This window comes from Serpentinimonas sp. SSL01, from assembly GCF_056323735.1.
The window spans coordinates 1,249,145-1,267,439 of record NZ_CM150487.1; the positions used below are offsets into that span (position 1 = coordinate 1,249,145).

General features: G+C 68.2%; 18 protein-coding genes. 7 read left to right on the forward strand and 11 right to left on the reverse strand.

Translation table 11 applies throughout. The features are described 5' to 3' along the window. Positions 1 to 53 precede the first annotated feature (53 nt). The 4 genes from tilS to cysS all read right to left on the reverse strand — a co-directional run bounded on the left by tilS (position 54) and on the right by cysS (position 4,295). Entirely contained in the window at positions 54 to 1,130 is a 1,077-nt protein-coding gene (gene tilS, locus ACVMK0_RS05910) for a tRNA lysidine(34) synthetase TilS (protein ID WP_476464618.1), read from the reverse strand. Positions 1,131 to 1,168: 38 nt separating this feature from the next. Beyond that, entirely contained in the window at positions 1,169 to 2,167 is a 999-nt protein-coding gene (locus tag ACVMK0_RS05915; RefSeq protein ID WP_476464619.1) for an acetyl-CoA carboxylase carboxyltransferase subunit alpha, read from the reverse strand. Positions 2,168 to 2,250: 83 nt separating this feature from the next. Beyond that, positions 2,251 to 2,895, reverse strand: coding sequence for a DNA-3-methyladenine glycosylase family protein (locus ACVMK0_RS05920; RefSeq protein WP_045535736.1), 645 nt, complete (start codon positions 2,893 to 2,895; stop codon positions 2,251 to 2,253). Continuing rightward, the gene (gene cysS, locus ACVMK0_RS05925; RefSeq protein ID WP_250960861.1) at positions 2,880 to 4,295 is read right to left on the reverse strand and encodes a cysteine--tRNA ligase; all 1,416 of its coding nucleotides are present in this window, start codon (positions 4,293 to 4,295) and stop codon (positions 2,880 to 2,882) included. Before cysS ends, ACVMK0_RS05920 begins: the two co-directional genes overlap by 16 nt. 274 nt (positions 4,296 to 4,569) lie before the next feature. On the opposite strand from cysS, the gene ACVMK0_RS05930 reads away from it, so the two are divergent. The 5 genes from ACVMK0_RS05930 (at position 4,570) to ACVMK0_RS05950 (ending at position 8,368) form a co-directional block, all read left to right on the forward strand. Beyond that, complete coding sequence (locus ACVMK0_RS05930) at positions 4,570 to 5,151, forward strand: tetratricopeptide repeat protein (protein WP_250960862.1); 582 nt, start codon at positions 4,570 to 4,572, stop codon at positions 5,149 to 5,151. A gap of 77 nt (positions 5,152 to 5,228) precedes the next feature. Then, entirely contained in the window at positions 5,229 to 5,852 is a 624-nt protein-coding gene (locus tag ACVMK0_RS05935) for a peptidylprolyl isomerase (RefSeq protein WP_045535738.1), read from the forward strand. 5 nt (positions 5,853 to 5,857) lie between these two features. Next, the gene (locus tag ACVMK0_RS05940; RefSeq protein WP_045535739.1) at positions 5,858 to 6,379 is read left to right on the forward strand and encodes a peptidylprolyl isomerase; all 522 of its coding nucleotides are present in this window, start codon (positions 5,858 to 5,860) and stop codon (positions 6,377 to 6,379) included. Between the two features lie 148 nt (positions 6,380 to 6,527). Beyond that, complete coding sequence (locus ACVMK0_RS05945; protein WP_250960864.1) at positions 6,528 to 7,505, forward strand: UDP-2,3-diacylglucosamine diphosphatase; 978 nt, start codon at positions 6,528 to 6,530, stop codon at positions 7,503 to 7,505. Further along, a complete protein-coding gene (locus tag ACVMK0_RS05950) occupies positions 7,502 to 8,368 on the forward strand; it encodes a M90 family metallopeptidase (RefSeq protein ID WP_045535740.1) in 867 nt (288 codons plus the stop codon). The genes ACVMK0_RS05945 and ACVMK0_RS05950 overlap by 4 nt, the downstream gene beginning before the upstream one ends. On the opposite strand, the gene ACVMK0_RS05955 is transcribed toward ACVMK0_RS05950, so the two are convergent. The 7 genes from ACVMK0_RS05955 to ACVMK0_RS05985 form a co-directional block, all read right to left on the reverse strand. Beyond that, positions 8,365 to 11,142: a DUF349 domain-containing protein gene (locus tag ACVMK0_RS05955; RefSeq protein ID WP_476463252.1), complete on the reverse strand. Its 2,778-nt coding sequence runs from the start codon at positions 11,140 to 11,142 to the stop codon at positions 8,365 to 8,367. The two genes, ACVMK0_RS05950 and ACVMK0_RS05955, sit on opposite strands and share 4 nt — an antisense overlap. A gap of 179 nt (positions 11,143 to 11,321) precedes the next feature. Further along, positions 11,322 to 11,990, reverse strand: coding sequence for a CBS domain-containing protein (locus ACVMK0_RS05960; RefSeq protein ID WP_250960867.1), 669 nt, complete (start codon positions 11,988 to 11,990; stop codon positions 11,322 to 11,324). 130 nt (positions 11,991 to 12,120) lie between these two features. Continuing rightward, positions 12,121 to 13,341, reverse strand: a complete 1,221-nt coding sequence (gene hemW, locus ACVMK0_RS05965; RefSeq protein ID WP_476463253.1) for a radical SAM family heme chaperone HemW — start codon at positions 13,339 to 13,341, stop codon at positions 12,121 to 12,123. After that, the gene (rdgB, locus tag ACVMK0_RS05970) at positions 13,338 to 13,955 is read right to left on the reverse strand and encodes an RdgB/HAM1 family non-canonical purine NTP pyrophosphatase (RefSeq protein ID WP_476464653.1); all 618 of its coding nucleotides are present in this window, start codon (positions 13,953 to 13,955) and stop codon (positions 13,338 to 13,340) included. Before rdgB ends, hemW begins: the two co-directional genes overlap by 4 nt. 8 nt (positions 13,956 to 13,963) lie before the next feature. Continuing rightward, positions 13,964 to 14,752, reverse strand: a complete 789-nt coding sequence (gene rph / locus ACVMK0_RS05975; protein ID WP_476463254.1) for a ribonuclease PH — start codon at positions 14,750 to 14,752, stop codon at positions 13,964 to 13,966. Between the two features lie 17 nt (positions 14,753 to 14,769). Then, the gene (locus ACVMK0_RS05980) at positions 14,770 to 15,669 is read right to left on the reverse strand and encodes a PP2C family protein-serine/threonine phosphatase (RefSeq protein WP_045535743.1); all 900 of its coding nucleotides are present in this window, start codon (positions 15,667 to 15,669) and stop codon (positions 14,770 to 14,772) included. Continuing rightward, positions 15,666 to 16,679, reverse strand: a complete 1,014-nt coding sequence (locus ACVMK0_RS05985; protein WP_045535744.1) for a serine/threonine protein kinase — start codon at positions 16,677 to 16,679, stop codon at positions 15,666 to 15,668. The genes ACVMK0_RS05980 and ACVMK0_RS05985 overlap by 4 nt, the downstream gene beginning before the upstream one ends. Before the next feature lie 58 nt (positions 16,680 to 16,737). Here ACVMK0_RS05985 and ACVMK0_RS05990 point away from each other — a divergent pair, with 58 nt between their 5' ends. Both ACVMK0_RS05990 and gmk read left to right on the forward strand, forming a co-directional pair. After that, complete coding sequence (locus tag ACVMK0_RS05990; protein WP_082027265.1) at positions 16,738 to 17,658, forward strand: YicC/YloC family endoribonuclease; 921 nt, start codon at positions 16,738 to 16,740, stop codon at positions 17,656 to 17,658. A gap of 2 nt (positions 17,659 to 17,660) precedes the next feature. Next, on the forward strand, positions 17,661 to 18,278 hold the full coding sequence (gene gmk, locus ACVMK0_RS05995; RefSeq protein ID WP_045535746.1) for a guanylate kinase: 618 nt from the start codon (positions 17,661 to 17,663) through the stop codon (positions 18,276 to 18,278). The last annotated feature ends 17 nt before the right edge of the window (positions 18,279 to 18,295 follow it).

Below are 18,295 nucleotides of genomic sequence, written 5' to 3' on the forward strand. Positions count from 1 at the left end.
CATCATATAGGCACTGCGGTGTTTTGCACTCAGCCTCTCACTCAGCAGGGCTGTTACGCGCTTTTGGAACCTCGGACGCTTGAGGCGCCACCCTTGCCGGGCAGGACGGCGCAAGCCAAAAAACCCAAATGCGCGCCGCAGCGCAGCACCCTACCCTGCCCCACCTTGAGCTCGATCCGGTGGCCGCGGGTGCGGCAGGCGGCCACTTGGTGCTGCAGTTGCTGCAGTTGCGCCGCGCTGGCTTGGGTGCCGTGCTGGCTGCGAAGCCAATGGCGCAGCAGGTTGGCTTGGCGATCGGGGCTCAGGGCTTGCAGGGCGGCGATGGCTGGTGGGTCGCCCACGGCTTGCAGATCCAGCGCTGCCAGCTCGGTCAGCAGGCGCTGGGCTTGCGCGGCTTGGGCGGCGCTGCGTGCAAAGGTGTGCAGGCTGGCCGGAAAATGCTCGAGCAGCGCCGGCAGCAGCTGGCTGCGGATGCGGTTGCGGGTGTAGCGCAAGTCCAGGTTGCTCGGGTCGTGCAGGTAGGGCTGGCCCAGTTGCTGCAAGCGCTGGCGCAGCGCCGCGCCGTCTTCGAGCAACCAAGGGCGGCCAAAGCAGACGCCGTGGCGCTGCATGGCTTCGGGCATCGCCGCCAGCCCGGGCAGGCCAGCGCCGCGGGTGAGTGCCAGCAGCAGGGTTTCGATCTGGTCTTGGGCCTGCTGGGCGAGCAGCACCCAGCCCGCGCCGTGTGCCTGCGCCAGCCGCGCCAGCGCGGCGTAGCGGGCTGTGCGCGCCGCCTCCTCAGGGCTTTGGCCGCGCGCGGGCTGGGCCTGCACGCGCTCGATGTGCAGCGGCAGCCCTAGCGCAGCACAAAAACGCTCGGCATGGGCGACAAAGCCATCGGCCGCAGGCTGCAACCCGTGGTGGATGTGCAGCGCCTGCACCCGACCCGGCCAGAGCGCATGCGCGGCCAGCAGCAGCGCGGTCGAGTCAGCCCCGCCGCTGTAGGCCACGGCCCAGGGCTGTGGGGCAGCGCGCGCGTGCGCCGGCAGGCTGTGGCGCTGCGCCCAAGCGCGCAAGCTGGGCAGGCCGGGGAAGTCAAGCAAAGCGCCGGGCGGCGGCTCGCTGGCGCCCGCGGGTGGAGCTTGCGCCATCAAAGCCGCATCCCTTTGTGGCCGAGCCGCTCAGTCTCTCAGGCCGGGCTGCGCTCGCGGCCGCTGCTGTCGGCTTTGGTGTCGGTGTAGCGGCCAAAGGCATTGAGGCGGGCGTGGCGCTGCTCGATCAGCTCTTTGGGTTTGAGGTCGGCCACTTGGCGCAGGGCGTCGGTGAGCGCGCGCTTGAGGAAGGCCGCCATCTGCTTGGGGTCGCGGTGCGCGCCGCCCACCGGTTCGCTCACGATTTTGTCTACCAGCCCCAGCGCCTTGAGACGGTGCGCGGTGATGCCCAGCGCCTCGGCGGCGTCGCTGGCGCGCTCGCTGGTTTTCCACAGAATGGAGGCGCAGCCTTCGGGGCTGATGACCGAATAAACCGCGTACTGCAGCATCAGCACCTGATCGGCCACGGCGATGGCCAGCGCGCCACCCGAGCCGCCCTCGCCGATGATGGTGCTGATGATCGGCACCTCGAGCTGCGCCATCTCGTAGATGTTGCGCCCGATGGCCTCGGACTGGCTGCGTTCCTCGGCGTCGATGCCGGGGAAGGCGCCGGGGGTGTCCACAAAGGTGAACACCGGCAGCCGGAACTTCTCGGCCAGCTTCATCAGGCGCAGCGCTTTGCGGTAGCCCTCGGGGCGCGTCATGCCAAAGTTGCGCAGCGTGCGCTCTTTGGTGTCGCGCCCTTTTTGCTGGCCCAGCACCACGCAGGGCTGGCCGTTGAAGCGCGCCAGCCCGCCGACGATGCTCTGGTCGTCGGCAAAGTGGCGGTCGCCGTGCAGCTCGACAAAATGGCTAAAAATTTCGCGCACGTAATCGAGCGTGTAGGGGCGCTCGCTGTGGCGGGCGATCTTGGTCACCTGCCACGGCGTGAGGTGGGTGTAGAGGTCTTTGGTGAGCTGCAGGCTTTTTTTGCTCAGCTGTTCGATCTCTTGCGAGATATCGACCGCCGACTCGCTCTGCACGTAGCGCAGCTCTTCGATTTTGCTTTCAAGCTCGGCGAGGGGCTGCTCGAAATCGAGAAAAACTTTTTTGGCCAAGATCGGGCTCCTGGTTCGGGGTCAATGAACAGTCAAAGTGCAAACGGGGCTGGGCTGCGGCGGCTCAGAGACTGAGAAGCCATTCAATAAGCCACCGGCAGCGGGTCGAGCGAGCGCCAAATATACCAAGTCGCCACGCTGCAGTAAGGCGCCCAGGGGGCGGCGACTTCGCGCGCGTCGCTGCGGCTCACCGGCTCGCCCGAAAAATAACTCTGGCTGATGCCGCGGATCAGCCCCACGTCGTCGAGCGGTAGCACGTTGGGGCGCAGCAGGTGAAAGATGAGGAACATCTCGGCCGTCCAGCGCCCGATGCCGCGGATCGCCACCAGTTGTTTGACGATGGCCTCGTCGTCCATGCCCGGCCATTCGTCGGGGCGCAAGTGGCCGCTGTCGAAGTGCAAGGCCAGATCGACCAGATACTCGACCTTGCGCGCGCTCAGGCCGGCGGCGCGCATTTCATCGACGCGCAGGCGCAACAAGGCCGCCGGTTCAAACTGCGGCAGCAGCTTTTCGAAGCGCTGCCAAACGGCTTGCGCCGCCGCCACCGAAATCTGCTGACCGATGACGCTGCGCACCAGAGTAACGAAGGGGTCGCCGTGCGACTGCAGGCCGGCGTGCGTGGTTTGGGGGATGAGTTTGCACAGCACCCGGTCGCGCTCGATCAGGTGCGTGCAGGCCTCGGCCCAATAGGGCGGCAGACGGCAGACTGGCATCAGGCCCGCACCCATGTGGTGCCTTGGGCGCTGTCTTGCAGCAGCACGCCTTGGTCTTGCAGCTGCAGGCGGATGCGGTCGGCCAAGGCAAAGTCGCGCGCGGCCTTGGCGGCGCGACGCTCGGCGATCAGGGCCTCGATGGCGCTCGCTGGCAAGCCGTCGGCAACGGCTGCCGCCCCCACGCCGCCTTGCAAAAACGCTTGCGGCTCTTGCTGCAGCAGCCCCAAAATGGCACCCAGCGCCTTGAGCAACGCGGCCAAGGCGGCGCTGCGGCTGCGGTTGACTTCGGTGGCCAACTCGAACAGCAGCGCCAGCGCTTGCGGGGTACCAAAGTCGTCGTCTAGGGCGGCTTTGAAGCGCGCCGCGTGCGGCTCGGCCCAGTCGATGGTTGGGGGGTTGGCGCCCGCACCTGCCGGCGCAGCCGGCACCGCCGCCAGCGCGGTGTAGAGGCGGCGCAAGGCGCTGCGGGCGTCGTCGAGGTGCGCGTCGGAGTAGTTGAGCGCGCTGCGGTAGTGCGCGCGCAGCATGAAAAAGCGCAGCGTTTCGGGCTCGTAGCGCTGCAGCACCTCGCGGATGGTGAAAAAGTTGCCCAAGCTCTTGGACATTTTTTCTTCATCGACGCGCACAAAGCCGTTGTGCATCCAAAAGCGCGCCAAGGGCTGGCCGCTGGCGCCTTCGCTTTGGGCAATTTCGTTTTCGTGGTGCGGAAATTGCAGGTCGGCACCGCCGCCGTGGATGTCGAAAGACTCGCCCAGCAACGCGCAGCTCATGGCCGAGCACTCGATGTGCCAGCCCGGCCGCCCGGCGCCGTAGGGGCTGGGCCACTGCACTTCGGCGGGCTCGTCGGGCTTGGCCGCTTTCCAGAGCACGAAGTCGAGCGGGTCGCGCTTGTCGTCGGCCACGGCCACGCGCTCGCCGGCGCGCAGCTCGTCGAGGCTCTTGCCCGAGAGCTTGCCGTAGCCAGCAAAGGCGCGCACGGCGTAGTTCACATCGCCGTCGGCGGCGCGGTAGGCCAGCCCCTTTTGCTCCAGCTGCCCGATCAGGGCCAGCATCTGCGGCACGTAGTCGGTGGCGCGCGGTTCGTGGGTCGGGCGCTCGATGCCCAGCGCGTCGGCGTCTTGGTGCAGGGCCTCGACCATGCGCGTGGTCAGGCTGCGGATGGTTTCGCCGTTGTGCAGCGCGCGGGCAATGATCTTGTCGTCGATGTCGGTGATGTTGCGCACGTAGGTCACGCGGTAGCCGCTGGCCTTGAGCCAGCGCTGCACCACGTCGAAAGCCAGCATGGAGCGCGCGTGCCCGAGGTGGCACAGATCATAAACCGTCATGCCGCAGACGTAGAGGCGCACATGGCCGGGCTGCAGCGGCTGGAAGGTTTCGAGGCGGCGCGTGAGCGTGTTGTGGATGCGCAGGGTCATGGGCGGGGGGCAAATCGAGGGAATCTGGGCACCTGTGCCCAAACGGCTGGGCTTGGGGGCTGCACGGCAAGCCATCAGAACACAAAACGGTGTGCACAGCGCAGCAATCAGCAGGGCGTCCCGTGGGGCCTACAACCGGACCCACCGTGGGACTAAAGGCTGAACAAGCCCGAATCGGGGCCGCGCAGATACAATCCGGTAAGTATATCGGCGCCGTCGCTGCCGCCGCCGTTACCGGTTTCTGCTTTTGAGCACCAGCCCGCCCCCTTTGCACATGCCCTTTGCCCCCACTGCCCGCCGCTGGCGGCCCTTGCGCCCGCGCCACGCCCGCCACCTGCTGGCCGCTGCCCTGTTGGCGCTGCTGCTCGGGCTGGGCCTAGGCGCCCCGGCACTGGCACAAGACGCCCCCTACGACGCGGTGCAGCGCCAAAGCCAAGCCGGCGACTGGCCCGCCGCGCTGGCGCAGGCCGACGCCTGGCTGGCGCAGCACCCGGCCGATGCGCAGATGCGTTTTATGCGCGCCGTGCTGCTGCAGCGCATGGGCCAGACCGAGGCCGCCCAAGCCGCCTTCACCGCCCTGGTGCAAGAGCACCCGGAGCTGCCCGAACCGCACAACAACCTGGCCGTGCTGCACGCCGCCGCCGGGCGTTTGCTCGAAGCGCAACTGGCCCTCGAGCAGGCGCTGCGCCTGCACCCGCACTACGCCACCGCTTGGCGCAACTTGGGCGATGTGCAGTTGCAACGCGCCGCCGAAGCCTATCGCCGCGCCCTTGAGCAGACACCGCACGCCCCCGGCCTAGCCCAGCGGCTGCAGGCGCTCGAGGCCTTGCTGGTTACCACCGCACCGGCGCGCTGACGCCTAAGCCACGCCCCAGCTCCCCTGGTGTTCTGCCCACAACCGCCCCTCTCTGCCCCCACCACTCGCCATACCCCATGCAACGTCGCCACTTCGCCCCCCTCCTGCTCGGCTCGGTCGCGCTCGCCAGCGCCCTGGGGTTGAGTAGCGCCCATGCGCAAGCGCCCACAGCCGCCCCGGCCTCTGGCACCACACCCGCTGCGGCCCCGCGCGTCACCCTTAACACCAATCTGGGTGCGATCGTGCTCGAGCTCGACCCGGTGCGCGCGCCGCTGACGGTGCAAAACTTTCTGCAATACGTGCGCGACGGCCACTACCACGGCACCGTGTTTCACCGCGTCATCCCCGGCTTCATGATCCAAGGCGGGGGCTTTACGGCCGACATGCAGCAAAAGCCCACCCGGCCCCCGATCGCGCTCGAAGCCCGCAACGGCCTGAGCAACCTGCGCGGCACGGTGGCCATGGCGCGCACCCAGGTGCCTGATTCGGCCACGGCGCAGTTCTTCATCAACGTCGTGGACAACCCCATGCTCGATCAGCCGCGCTCGCCCGACGGCCACGGTTACGCCGTCTTTGGCCGCGTGGTCTCGGGGCTCGACGTGGTCGATCGCATCCGCGCCGTGCCCACCGGCCGCCGGGGCGGGCACGGCAACGTGCCACTGCAACCCGTCACCATCCTCAACGCCACTTTGGAGCAATAAACACCATGGCCAACCCGCAAGTCGCACTGCACATCGCCGGTCGCGGCGTCATCACCCTCGAACTCGACGCCGACAAGGCGCCCATTTCGGCCGCCAATTTCCTCGCCTACGTGCGCAGCGGCCACTACGATGGCACCGTGTTTCACCGCGTGATCGACGGCTTCATGCTCCAAGGCGGCGGCTTTGCCCCCGGCATGAAGCAAAAGCCCACGCTCGACCCAATCGAAAACGAGGCCAACAACGGCCTCAAAAACGACCGCTATACGGTGGCCATGGCGCGTACCTCGGCGCCGCATTCGGCTTCGGCGCAGTTCTTTATCAACGTGGCCGACAACGGCTTTTTGAACCACACCGCCCCCACCGCGCAGGGCTGGGGCTACGCCGTGTTTGGCAAAGTGATCGCCGGCACCGAGGTGGTGGACGCGATCCGCAGCGTCAAGACCGGGCGCAAGGGCATGCACGACGATGTGCCGCTGGACGACGTGGTGCTGGAAAAAGCCGTCGAGCTGGCGGGCAGCGCAGCCTGATGCAGCCCCTGCCGGGATGGTTGCCGGGCTGCGAGTAGGCCCGGCGGCCGCCCCGGCTGCACCGGCCGCATATCCACCCCAGCCAATCCCTTGCGCATGGCCCCTTGCGCCCCATGAAGCGCGCACCGACGCTCATCACCCTGCGACCATGAACGATGCCACCCTGACGGCGGCGCAGCGGGCGCTGCCCACACCCGACCGCGTCTGCGCCGCCCCCGAGTGGGAACGAGTCGAGTTCATCTCCGACCTGCACCTGCGCCCCGAAGACCCCGACACCGCATCGGCTTGGCTGCACTACCTCGAACACGGCCGCTTCGACGCCCTGTTCATTCTGGGCGACCTGTTCGAGCTCTGGTTCGGCGACGACATGCTGCAGCGCCCGAACGCAACCCCCGACAGCACGCTGCTGCAGCGCAGCGTGGCCGCGCTGGCTGCAGCCAGCGCGCGCGCGCCGATCTACCTGATGCACGGCAACCGCGACTTTCTGCTCGGCAGTGCCTTTGCCGAAACCAGCGGCGTGCGCCTGATCGCCGACCCCTGCGTGCTCGAATACGCCGGCCAGCGCTGGCTGCTCAGCCACGGTGACGCCTGGTGCCTAGAAGACCGCAGCTACCAAAGTTTTCGCCAGATGGTGCGCGCACCCGACTGGCAGCGGGGCTTTCTGGCACGCCCACTGGCCGAACGCGAGGCGCTGGCGCGCATGGCGCGCCACACCAGCGAAAGCCAGCGCAGCGTGGGCTCGGGCTCGGGCTCGGGCAATGGCAGCACCACCGGCGCGGCCCAAGCGGCTGGCCCCGACTACGCCGACTTAGACGCCGTCACCGTCTGCGACTGGCTTCGCGCCACGGCCTGCCAGACCCTGATCCACGGCCACACCCACCGCCCCGGGTTGCACGATCTGGGGCTGGGCTTGCAGCGCCTGGTGCTGAGCGACTGGTGCGGCCTGAGTCAACCGCCGCGGCGCGAGGTGCTGCGGCTCGACCGCTTGGGCCAGTTCAGCCGCCTGAGCCCGGAACAGGCCACCGCACAAACACCGGCCGTGCCGCCACCGACCGCACAGCCACCGGCCGCCCACATGGCCGCTGCCCAAGCAGCCGCCGCACCGCTGCCCCGGCCAGCGGCATGAGCCCGGCGCCGCGCTGGTTGCGCGTGCTGCGCCACAGCCGCTGGGCCCGCGCGCTGACGCGCTGGCTGGGCGGCGCACCGCCCATCCCGGCGGGTCTTTGGCGGCACGTGGTGCAGGCGCAGCCCTTCTTGCACCGGCTGGAGCCCGGCCAGCTCGAGCGTTTGCAGCTCTTGTGCCGCCATTTTTTGGCCCAAAAAACCTTCAGCGGCGCCAACGGCTTGCAGATCAACGACGAGATCGCCCTGACCATCGCCACCCAAGCCTGCCTGCCGTGGATCCATTGGGGCCTGACGGGGCTGGACTGGTACCGGGGTTTTGTCGGCATCGTGGTGCACCCGGATGAAGTCTGGGCTCAGCGCGAAGAAACCGACGAGGCCGGCGTGGTGCACCGCTGGCGCGAGGCGCTGGCGGGCGAAGCCATGCAGGGCGGGCCGCTGATGCTGGCTTGGTCGCACGTGCGCACGGCCAGCGCCAAGGCGCAGCAGGGCCACAACCTGGTGATCCACGAGTTTGCGCACCAGATCGACCTGCGCCACAAATCGCGCCACCAAGCGGCCGACGGCTGCCCCCGGTTGCCGAACGGCTTTCTGGGGCTGGCAGCGCCGGCCGCGGCGCAACACTGGCGCACGCTCTGGGGCCAGCAGCACCGCCGCTTTGTGCGCGAGGTGCAAATGGCCGAGCGCTTCGGTGCCCCCATGCCGTGGCTCGACGCCTACGGCGCCACCGATGCGGCCGAGTTTTTTGCCGTGGCCTGCGAGGCCTATACGGTGCAGCGGGCGCGCTTCGGGGCCGAATTCCCGCTGTTGCTGCCGCTGCTGGATGCTTTTTTCAAACACCCGGCGGCGGCAACCGCAGCGCCTTAGCGGCGCAGCAGCACCTTGAGCACCGCCTGCAAGCGCTCGGCGGCGGCGGCGTCGTGGGGGCTGGCCAGCACCTGTGCCACGTCGTGGGCCCAGGTTTGCGCCGGGGCCGGGTCGTGGCGGCGCGTGAGCAGTTGCAGTTGCAGGGCGCGCCGTGCCTCGAGGTGCGCCGCCGGGGTAGGCAGTTCGGCCGCCATTTCGAGCCGCAGCAGGTGCGTGCCGCGCGCGGCTGCAGCCGCCTCGGAACCCGCTTGGGCCAGAGCCGCGGCCCACGCCGCACGCGCGGCGGCGGCGGCCTTGCCGCCCAGGGCCTGCGCGCTCGGCAACTCGGTGGGGTTGCGTTGCTGCCAGGCAGCGAGCAAACCCATCAGCGCCTCTCCGTGGGCCTGCATGGCCAGCTTTTTGAGTGCCAGCTCGGCTTGCTCTAGCGCCTGGCGCTGGGCGCGGAAGGCTGCGTCGCCCAAGCGTGGGCCGCGCTCCTCGCGCTCGTTGCTGCGCCAATCGGCGCGCTCGCCACCGCGCTGCGCACCACGTGCGTCGCCCGGGAAGCCCTCGCGTGGGCCTTTGCGGGCATCGCGGCCCGCAGCACCCGGACGGCCAGATTGGGGCTGCGCACGCGCCATACCGGGCCGATCGTCGCCGCGCATGGCCACCAGCTTGCGCGGGGCGGCAGTAGGGGTGGCGGTAGGGGTGGCATGGGATTTGCCATCGGCCTCTGGCTGGGCCTCGGGCTGCGTGTCTGCACTGGGAGCCGCGTCTGGGGTGGCAGTGGCCGCGCCCGGCTCCTCCCTCGCTTGCGCTTCGGCCGCATCGGCGCCGGCCCCTGCCGCACCTGGGTCTGACTGGCTGGGGGTGGATGGTGCCACGGCGGCCACGCTTTGACCGCGCAGCACGGCGTGCAAGGCGTCGCTGGCGCTGCGTATGCGCTGCGCGTCGCCGGCAGCGCAGGCGGCTTCGAGCGCTTGGGCGGCTTGCAGCACGGCTTGGTCGTGCGCGCTCAGGGCGGCGGCGACGTGCACGCGCTCGGCCGTCTTGCGCTCGAAGGCGGCGTCGATGGGCTGCCTAAAGGCCTCCCACAGCTTTTGCTCGAGGCGCCGGTCCAGCGGCACGGCGTGCGCTTCTTGCTGCCAGCGCTGTTGCAGCGCCTTCACGGCGTCGATGCGCAAGGCGGGCATCTGGCCCAGCGCCTGGGCCTCGGCAATCAGGGCCTGGCGGCGTTGCACGCTCTGCTCTTGGGCGGCCTCAAGGCGCGCATGGGCTTGGGCCATGGCCGCCTTCCACAGCGGTTGCAGCTCGGCAAAGAGCTTTTCGCTCAGGTGGCCGGACTCGCGCCAGCGCTCCGACAGGGCGTGCAGCTCGCGCAGCTGCAGCTTCCAGTCGGTGCTGGTGGCGTGCGCCGCCGTCCAGGCGTGCACCTCGTCGATCAATGCCAGGCGCTGGGCCCGATTGGCTTGGTTTTGCTGCTTGAGCTGTTCGAGCCAGGCCTCGACCTGCTTGTGTGCCTCGTTGCAGGCTTCATCGAATTTTTTCCACAGCGCCTGGTTGGACGCCCCGCCCTGATCGGTGGCTTTCCACTGCTCGCGCAACTGGCGCAGCGCCTCTTGCACCTTGCGCCCGCCCATGCGCTGCCCCTCGGGGGCCTGGGTGAGCGCGACCGCCTTGGCCAACAGCTCTTCGCGCAACTGGTCGGCGCGCCAGCGCTGCCAGCCCTCGAGCTCGCTGCTGCTGACCAGGGCGGCTTGGGCCTCGGCTTCCAGCGCGGGCGCGATGTGGCGGCCATGGTCTTTGAGCACCTGGCGCAAGGCAGCGGCGGCCTTGGGTGCGGTTTTGCTGTGCCCTTGGGCCAGCTCTTGCTGCAGGGCCTGCAAGGCCGCGGCGACGGCCTGCGTGGCTTGTTGCTGGCGTGCTGCCTGGTCGCCGGCATCGGCTGCGGGTGGCGCCGCCACGCCGCGCAGGGTGCGCAGTTCGTCGGCCCACACCGGCACCGCCGGCAGGGCCACTTGCTCGTCGGTGGCCGCGGCCAAGGCCTGGGCAAGTGCGGCGTCGAAGGCTTCCCAGACCAGGTTGAGCTGGTTGCGCGAGGTTTCGAGTTGCTGCGCGTACTTGGGCTCGAGGCTGGCCCAAGCGGGGTCGGCGCACAAGCCGCCGGCGCGGGTTTGCCAAGCGGCGACGTCGGTGCGCAGGGGTTCGCGCTGCGCTTGCGCCTCGGCCAGCGGCTTGGTCGAGAGCAGCTCGATGCGCTGCGCCAGCAACACCGCGGCCTCGCGCTCCACCTGCACCTGGTGCTGCAGGTCTTCGAGCGCCTTCATGCGCGCGCTCAAGGCCAAGCGCAAACCGGCCAGCGGCTCGCGCGACAGCGGTGCCCCGGCTTTGGCGGCCTCGCGCTGCCAGCCCATGGCGTCGGCCAAGTTGAGGCGCGACTGGGCCAACAAGGCCTGCGCTTTGGCCGCCCACTCTTCGGCGATCGCGTCTTGGGCCTTGATGCGCTTGAGCTCGTCGAGTTTGTCCTTGAGCGGCTTGGCCGCACCTTTGTCGCGGTGCGAGAGCTCGCGGTAGACCTCGGTCATTTGCTCGATGCTGGGCTCGCTGGCGAGCCACTCGCGCAGCCGGGTGGCGCGCTCGCCCGAGGTCGGGGACTTGAAAGCCCCTCCGGTCAGGGCGTCGAGTTGCGACAGGTCGGCGGTGGATGGGGCGGACTTGACAGAGGCGTTCACGGCTTCAGAGGGGGTAGGCAAGGCGACGCGCGCACCCACGAAGGGTGTGGTGCGCGGGCACATCAGGTTAATCGGGATAAGTGCAGGTTCAGCCTTCTATTGTCGCTGCTTTCGCAGCCCAAATGGGCGCGCGACCACAAGCAAATCCGCTCTGGATGCGCCGGCGTGCGCAATTTGCAGCCGTTAAGCCACAATGGCCACAGACTCAGCCTAGCCGGCCACACCATGAGAATGGGACCGGCCTAACCGGCCCACAGGTCCAGCGGCGGGTCGTGCACCACGGCTTTGAGGATGTCGGAGCGGGTGACGAAGCCCTCGAGGCGGCCCTCGGCATCGACCACCGGCAAGCCTTGCAAACCGGTATCGAGCAGCACCAGCGCCAAGCGGCGCAGATCGGCTTGGGCGCTCACGGCGGGCACGGGGCTGATCATCACTTCCGTCACGGGCTGCGCCATCAGGGCCTGCCAGACCAAGGCGTGGCCGTCGGGAGTGGGCAGGCGCTCGGGTTGCATCAGTTCGGCGCGCGTCAGCAGCCCGATGATCATGCCGTTGCGATCCAGCACCGGGGCCTGACCAACGCCGCGCTGGTACAAGGTCCACCAGCCTTGGCGCACGGTCATGTCGTGCTTCAGCGCAATGGGTTTGCGGCTCATGACGTCGTCCACGGTGCGCAGCGCCCGCCTTGCCTGCGGCGCCCGTTGCAACTGGCTGTAGGAACTCAGGGCGTGGGCGCTGCCGCGGTGCTCGGCATGGCGCGCGGCCCCTGCGTCGGCATCGGGCAGGGTCAAAGGGCGATCGAACTCGGGTTCGAGGGCGCGTGTACGCACGCTGCGCAAGGTGGGCACGACGCGGCGCAAATCCTCCGCCAAACCGCGGTACATGAGCCCCGACGTGCCGTAGATCGCAAACATGACAGCCCCTTACGCGTTGATTCAACATGGCCGCATTATCCAAAATTATCTATTTGGCGCAAGCATTTAAACCACTTGCGCCACCGGCACCGCGCCGCGGCACCGATCGTGGTCTGGCTAGCGACACGATCTAGGGCAAAAACAAGGCTTGCAGGTCGTTGAGAAAATCAAAACCGCGTGCGCTCGGCCGGATGCGCAAGGCGTCGCGCTCGATCCAGCCTTGGGCTTCGGCCTTGGCCAGCGGGGCTTGGATCGCGCTCAGCGGCAAGCCGGTGCGGGCGGCAAAATCGGCCACGGCAAAGCCCTCGCGCAGGCGCAGCGCGTTGAGCATGAATTCGAACGGCAGTTCGCTCGCCGGCACCTCGTGCTCGCTGGCCACCGGCTGGCCCTGCAAGGCCTGCTCCATGTAGCGCTGCGGGTCGCGCCAGCGCACCTGGCGCAGCACGCGCTGCGCAAAACTGATTTTGCCGTGGGCGCCGGCCCCGATGCCAAGGTAGTCGCCAAAGCGCCAGTAGTTCAGGTTGTGCTGGCATTGGCGATCGGCCCGGGCATAGGCCGACACCTCATAGCGCTGCAGCCCGGCGCTGGCGCAGCGCGCGCCGATGGCGTCGAGCATGGTCCAAGCGCTGTCGTCGTCGGGCAAATGCGGCGGCGGATGCTTGGCAAACACGGTGTTGGGCTCGAGCGTGAGGTGGTAGAGCGACAGGTGCGGCGGCGCGTAGAACAGGGCGCGCTCGAGGTCGTGCTGCAAATCGGCCAGCGTCTGCCCCGGCAGCGCATACATCAGATCGAGGTTGAAGGACTCAAAGTGCTGCGCGGCTTCGGCCACCGCCGCGTGCGCCTGGGCGGCGTCGTGCACCCGGCCCAGCGCCTGCAAAAAGCGGTCGTCGAAGGATTGCACGCCCACGCTCAGGCGCGTCACGCCGGCGCTGCGGTAGTCGGCAAAGCGCTCGCGCTCGAAGCTGCCGGGATTGGCTTCGAGCGTGATTTCGGCCTCGGGCAGCAGCGGCAGCAGGGCGCGCAGGTCGGACAACAAGCGCCCGAGCGCCTCGGGCGGCAGCAGGCTGGGCGTGCCGCCACCCAAAAAGACGCTGTGCACGGCGCGCCCCCAGACCAGCGGCAGGCTGGCTTCGAGGTCGGCGCGCAGGGCTTGCAGGTAGCGCGCCCAAGGGGGGGCGGCGGCGCCGTCGAGTGCGTGGGAATTGAAGTCGCAGTAGGGGCACTTTTTGATGCACCACGGCAGGTGCACGTACAGGCTCAGCGGCGGCAGGCTTGAGAGCTGGACGCGCCCCGGGCGCTCTAGGCGCACGCTCTGGCTGCTCACCGGGCTGGCGCTGGGGCTGGCGCTCACGCCGCGCCTTCCAGCCCCAGCCAGCGCTGGCGCATCAGCTCCAGCATGGCACGGGCCGCTTGGCCGCGGTGGCTGAGGCGGTTTTTGAGCTCGGGTGGCAACTGGGCGCAGGTTTGCCCGTGCTCGGGCAGGTAGAGCACGGGGTCGAAGCCAAAGCCGTGCGTCCCCACCGGTTCGGTGGCGATGAGGCCATGCAGGCGGCCGCTGGCCACCAGGGGCTCGGGGTCGTCAGGGGAGCGCAGCGCCACCAGGGTGCTGACCAAGGCCGCGCGCCGGTCGCTCAGGCCCTGCATCTGCTCGAGCAGGGCGCGCACGTTGTGGGCGTCGCCCTTGGGGTAGCCAAAGCGGGTGGCGTAAAAAGCGGTGTCCACGCCCGGCTGGCCGCCAAAGGCCTCGACGCACAGGCCGGCGTCGTCGGCCAGCGCGGGCAGGCCGCTGGCGGCGCTGGCGTGGCGCGCCTTGGCCAGCGCGTTTTCGACGAAGGTGCGGTGCGGCTCGGCGGCCTCGGCGATGCCCAATTCGGCCTGGCTTTGCAAGCGCACGCCCAAAGGCCCAAACAGGGCTTGCAGCTCGGCCAGTTTGCCGGCGTTGTGGGTGGCCAGCACCAGGGTCAGGGCCGGCTTCATCTTGGCCCCACGGCACCAGCAGGCAAACCCACCGCCGCACGCTGCAGCCCGATCAGCTCGGTGATGCCGCTTTCGGCCAAGCGCAGCATCTGGCCCATTTGCTCGTGGCTGAAGGGCTGACCTTCAGCGGTGCCCTGCACCTCCACGAAATGGCCGGCGCCGGTCATGACCACGTTCATGTCGGTGTCGCAGGCCGAGTCTTCGTCGTAGTCCAGATCGAGCAGCGCCAGCCCTTGCAGCAGCCCCACCGACACCGCCGCCACCGGTTGGAGCAAGGGTGACTGCGCCAGCCGGCCTTGCGCCAGCAGGAACTGCACCGCGTCGTGCGCTGCCACCCAGGCGCCGGTGATGGCGGCGGTGCGGGTGCCGCCGTCGGCTTGCAGCACGTCGCAGTCGAGTGTGAGGGTGCGCTCGCCCAGCGCCTGCAAGTCGAACACCGCGCGCAGCGAGCGCCCGATCAGGCGTTGAATCTCTTGCGTGCGCCCGCTTTGCTTGCCCTTGGCGGCCTCGCGCGCGCTGCGGGTGTGGGTGGCGCGCGGCAGCATGCCGTATTCGGCCGTCACCCAGCCGGCGCCGCTGCCCTTCTGGTGCGGCGGCACCTTGTCTTCGACACTGGCGGTGCACAGCACCCGCGTGCGGCCAAACTCGACCAGCACCGAACCTTCGGCGTGGCAGGTGTAGGCGCGGGTGATGCGCACCGGGCGCAAGGCATGGGCCGGGCGGGCGTCGAGGCGCTGGCTCGCTTGAATGTCTGGTTGGATGGTCAAGGCGGATGCAGGAATCATGATAAATATTGCAAATATTAGGGTCGGTTGCGGCCATTGGCGGTGCGGCGGATGGCGGCTTGGATCTCATCGATCGATTGCTCGATGCGCTCCAGATCGAACACATCGCTATCCGCCCCGGAGGGCGGCTGGTTGTGGGCATTTGGCTTAGGGGCTGCGTCGAATGTGGCTTGGGGCGCCGGCTCGGCAGCTCCGGCGCCCTCCCACTCCAGCGCCAGCAGAGACACGTTGTCGCTGTGCGGGCCGGCCTTGAGCAAGGCCAGGCGCACCATGTCGGGTACGCCATCGCGCAGCGAGCGCCCTTGCAGGCCAGAAGCGATTGCGTCGTCGCTCAAGGGCGACCACAAGCCATCAGAACACAACAGCAACTGATCGCCAGGGCGCAGCGCCAAAGGGCCGGTGTGATCGAACAAAGGCGGCGTGGACGAACCCAAACAAGTAAAAAGCAGATTCCGATTGGGCGGAGGGGGCAGGTGCGCAAACAGCTCAGGCTTGTCATGGTGGCTGTGGTCGCGCGTGCGAAACCACACCCGCCCGTCGCGCAACCCGTATAAGCGCGAGTCGCCTGCGTGCACTGCCCACAGTTGGCCGTCTTGCAGCACCGCCGCCACCAAGGTGGTGCGCGGCTGCTCGGGCAGGTCGTTGGAGCGGGCGTAATCGACGATGGCGCGGTTGGCTTGCAGCAAAGTGTGCTGCAGAAAAACCGGCGGGTTGGCCAGCCGGGGCTTGGCCTGGGCCAGGAAAGACTGGGTATAAATCCGCACCGCAATCTCGGCCGCACGCTCGCCGCCACTGTAGCCCCCCATGCCATCGGCCAAGACGAGCAAAACCCCCTCCGGAGAGTGGGTGTAGCCCAGGCGGTCCTCGTTGTCGTCGCGCCCTCCTTGGCTGCTGACTTGATAAACCGAAAATTTCATGACTTGGGATAAAAACTGGAGCGCCCCGAGGGCGTGACCGGCAGTTTGGCTGAACCCGGCCAGATGCGGCCGACCTGCTGGCGCAGCTTGTCGGCCAGGCTAGGCGGGGTAAAGGTGGGAACCGGTTCGCGCTGCAATTCTTTTTGTAGCTCGAACACCGACTGCGGCCGCGCGGTGGGCGACATCGCCATACACCACTGCACAACCTCGATCAGGCTGTCGGAGTACAAGCCACGCAGGCGCGACATGGCCAGCGGCAGCCGGTCTTTTTCGAGGCGCTGCGGCGCGTCATGGGGCGGGTAGCCCTGCATGCAAGAGTACAGGCAGGCACCCACGGCGTACAGATCGGTCCAGGGGCCCAACTGGGCACCGCGCTGGTACATCTCGGGGGCAGCAAAGCCCGGGGTGTACATGGGGCGCACGAAGTTGCCTTCGTTGCTCAGCACCTCGCGCGCGGCGCCAAAATCGATCAACACGGCCTTGTTGGCGTCGGTGATGAACACGTTGGCGGGCTTGATGTCCAGGTGCAGCATTTTGTGCTGATGCACGATACGCAAGCCGCGCAACAACTCATCAAAGAGCGAGCGGATGGTGGCCTCGCGCAAAATCTTTTTTCGCTTGAGCGCGCGCGCCGTGACGATGAACTCTTGCAACGAGGCGCCCTCGAGCAAGTCCATGACCATATAAACGGTCTCGTTTTCGCGAAAAAAATTCTGCACCCCCACCACCGAAGGATGCGAAATCTGCGCCAGCGCCCGCCCTTCCTCAAAAAAGCTTTTGAGGCCCAGCCGGTACAGCGAGAGCTTTTCGGGCGGCACCACCGGCAAGAGCTCGCCGGCAGCGCGCAGAACCAAAGCAGCCGGCAGGTACTCCTTGAGCGCCACCTTGAGCCCAGCGGGATCAAGCGCCAGATAAACCAAGCCAAAGCCGCCGCTGGCCAGCAGGCGCACGATCCGGTAACCGCCTATGAGGGTGTCGGGGGGCAGGGGGGCGGGTTTGGTCTTTGACATAATCGGCGCAGAGCGAGCACCCGCAGCTTTGCAATCAGATCAACAAGAGAGTGAATCCGTGCCAGTTTACAGCATGACCGGTTATGCCTGCGCCAGCCAGCGCCTGCGCCCCGCCGCAGCCCCCGAGCACGCGCCCGAACTCGTGCTGGGGGTCGAGATTCGCTCCGTCAACAGCCGCTTTCTGGACTTGGGCTTTCGCTTGAGCGACGAGCTGCGCGCCAGCGAACCAGCGTTGCGCGAGCGCGTGCAAGCGCTTCTCAAGCGCGGCAAGGTCGAGGTGCGCGCGTGGGTCGAGGGCCGGACCGACGCCGGTTGGCGCGCCCCCAGCAGCGCCGAACTGCAAAAACTGCTCGCCATGCAAGACCAAATCCGCACTTGGATGCCGCAAGCGCGCGAGCTCTCGGTGGCCGAGCTGCTGCAGCTGGTGGCGCGTTCGACCCCGCTCCCCAGCGCCCTGACCGAGGCCGTATCCGGCTTGTTCGAGCAGGTGCTGCACGATTTGCGCAGCGCCCGCGAACGCGAAGGCGCACGCTTGGCCCAGACGCTGCACGAGCGCTTGCAGCAACTGCAGGCGCTGGCGCAGCAGGCGCAACCGCTGGTGCCGGCCCAGGTCGAGCAGCAGCGCTTGCGCTTTCTGGAGCGCTGGAACGAGGCCATGGGCCACACCGCCACCGCATCCGTTTCGGCCCCGGCTCCGGCCGCCGCCCAAGAGCGCGCCCTGAGCGAAGCCACCGCCTACGCCCTGCGGCTCGACATCGCCGAGGAACTGACGCGGCTGCAGTCGCACCTCAAGGAAATCGGGCAACTGCTCGAGCGCGGCGGCGAGGTGGGCAAGCGACTCGACTTCCTGATTCAAGAGCTGCAACGCGAGGCCAACACCTTGGGCAGCAAATCGTCCAGCTTGGCGCTGACGCGCATCGCCGTCGATATGAAGGTGCTGATCGAGCAGATGCGCGAACAGGTGCAAAACCTCGAATAAACATGGACTACCCCGGCAACCTCTACGTCGTCTGTGCCGCCAGCGGCACCGGCAAATCGAGCTTGGTCAAGGCCTGGCGCCAAGCCGACGCGCAACTGGCGCTGTCGGTCTCGCACACCACCCGGGCGCCGCGCGGACAGGAGCGCGATGGGCGCGAGTACCACTTCGTGAGCGCCTCGACCTTTGACCAGTTGCTGGCCGAGGGCGCTTTTGTGGAGTGGGCGCACGTGCACGGCCAGCGCTACGGCACCTCGCGCCAGGCGCTGGCCGACGCGCTGCGCAGCGGCGCCGACCTGGTGCTGGAGATCGACTACCAAGGCGCGCTGCAGATCAAGCAGCAGTTCCCCCATGCGGCCCTGATCTTTGTCCTGCCCCCGAGCTGGGACGAGCTGCGCCAGCGCCTGCAGCGGCGTGCCGAAGACAGCGCCGAGGTGATCGAACTGCGGCTGCGCAATGCGGTGGCCGAGGTGGCGCAAGTCGATCGCTTCGACTTCGTTATAATCAACGATTCTTTTGAGCGCGCCTTGCTCGATCTGCAGACGATCGCCCAGGCTCAGCGCTTGCGTGTGGCCACCCAGCGCCGCCAGCGCGCCGCGATCTTCGCGGCCCTGCAAATCTAAGCGCTCAAGCCCCGTCC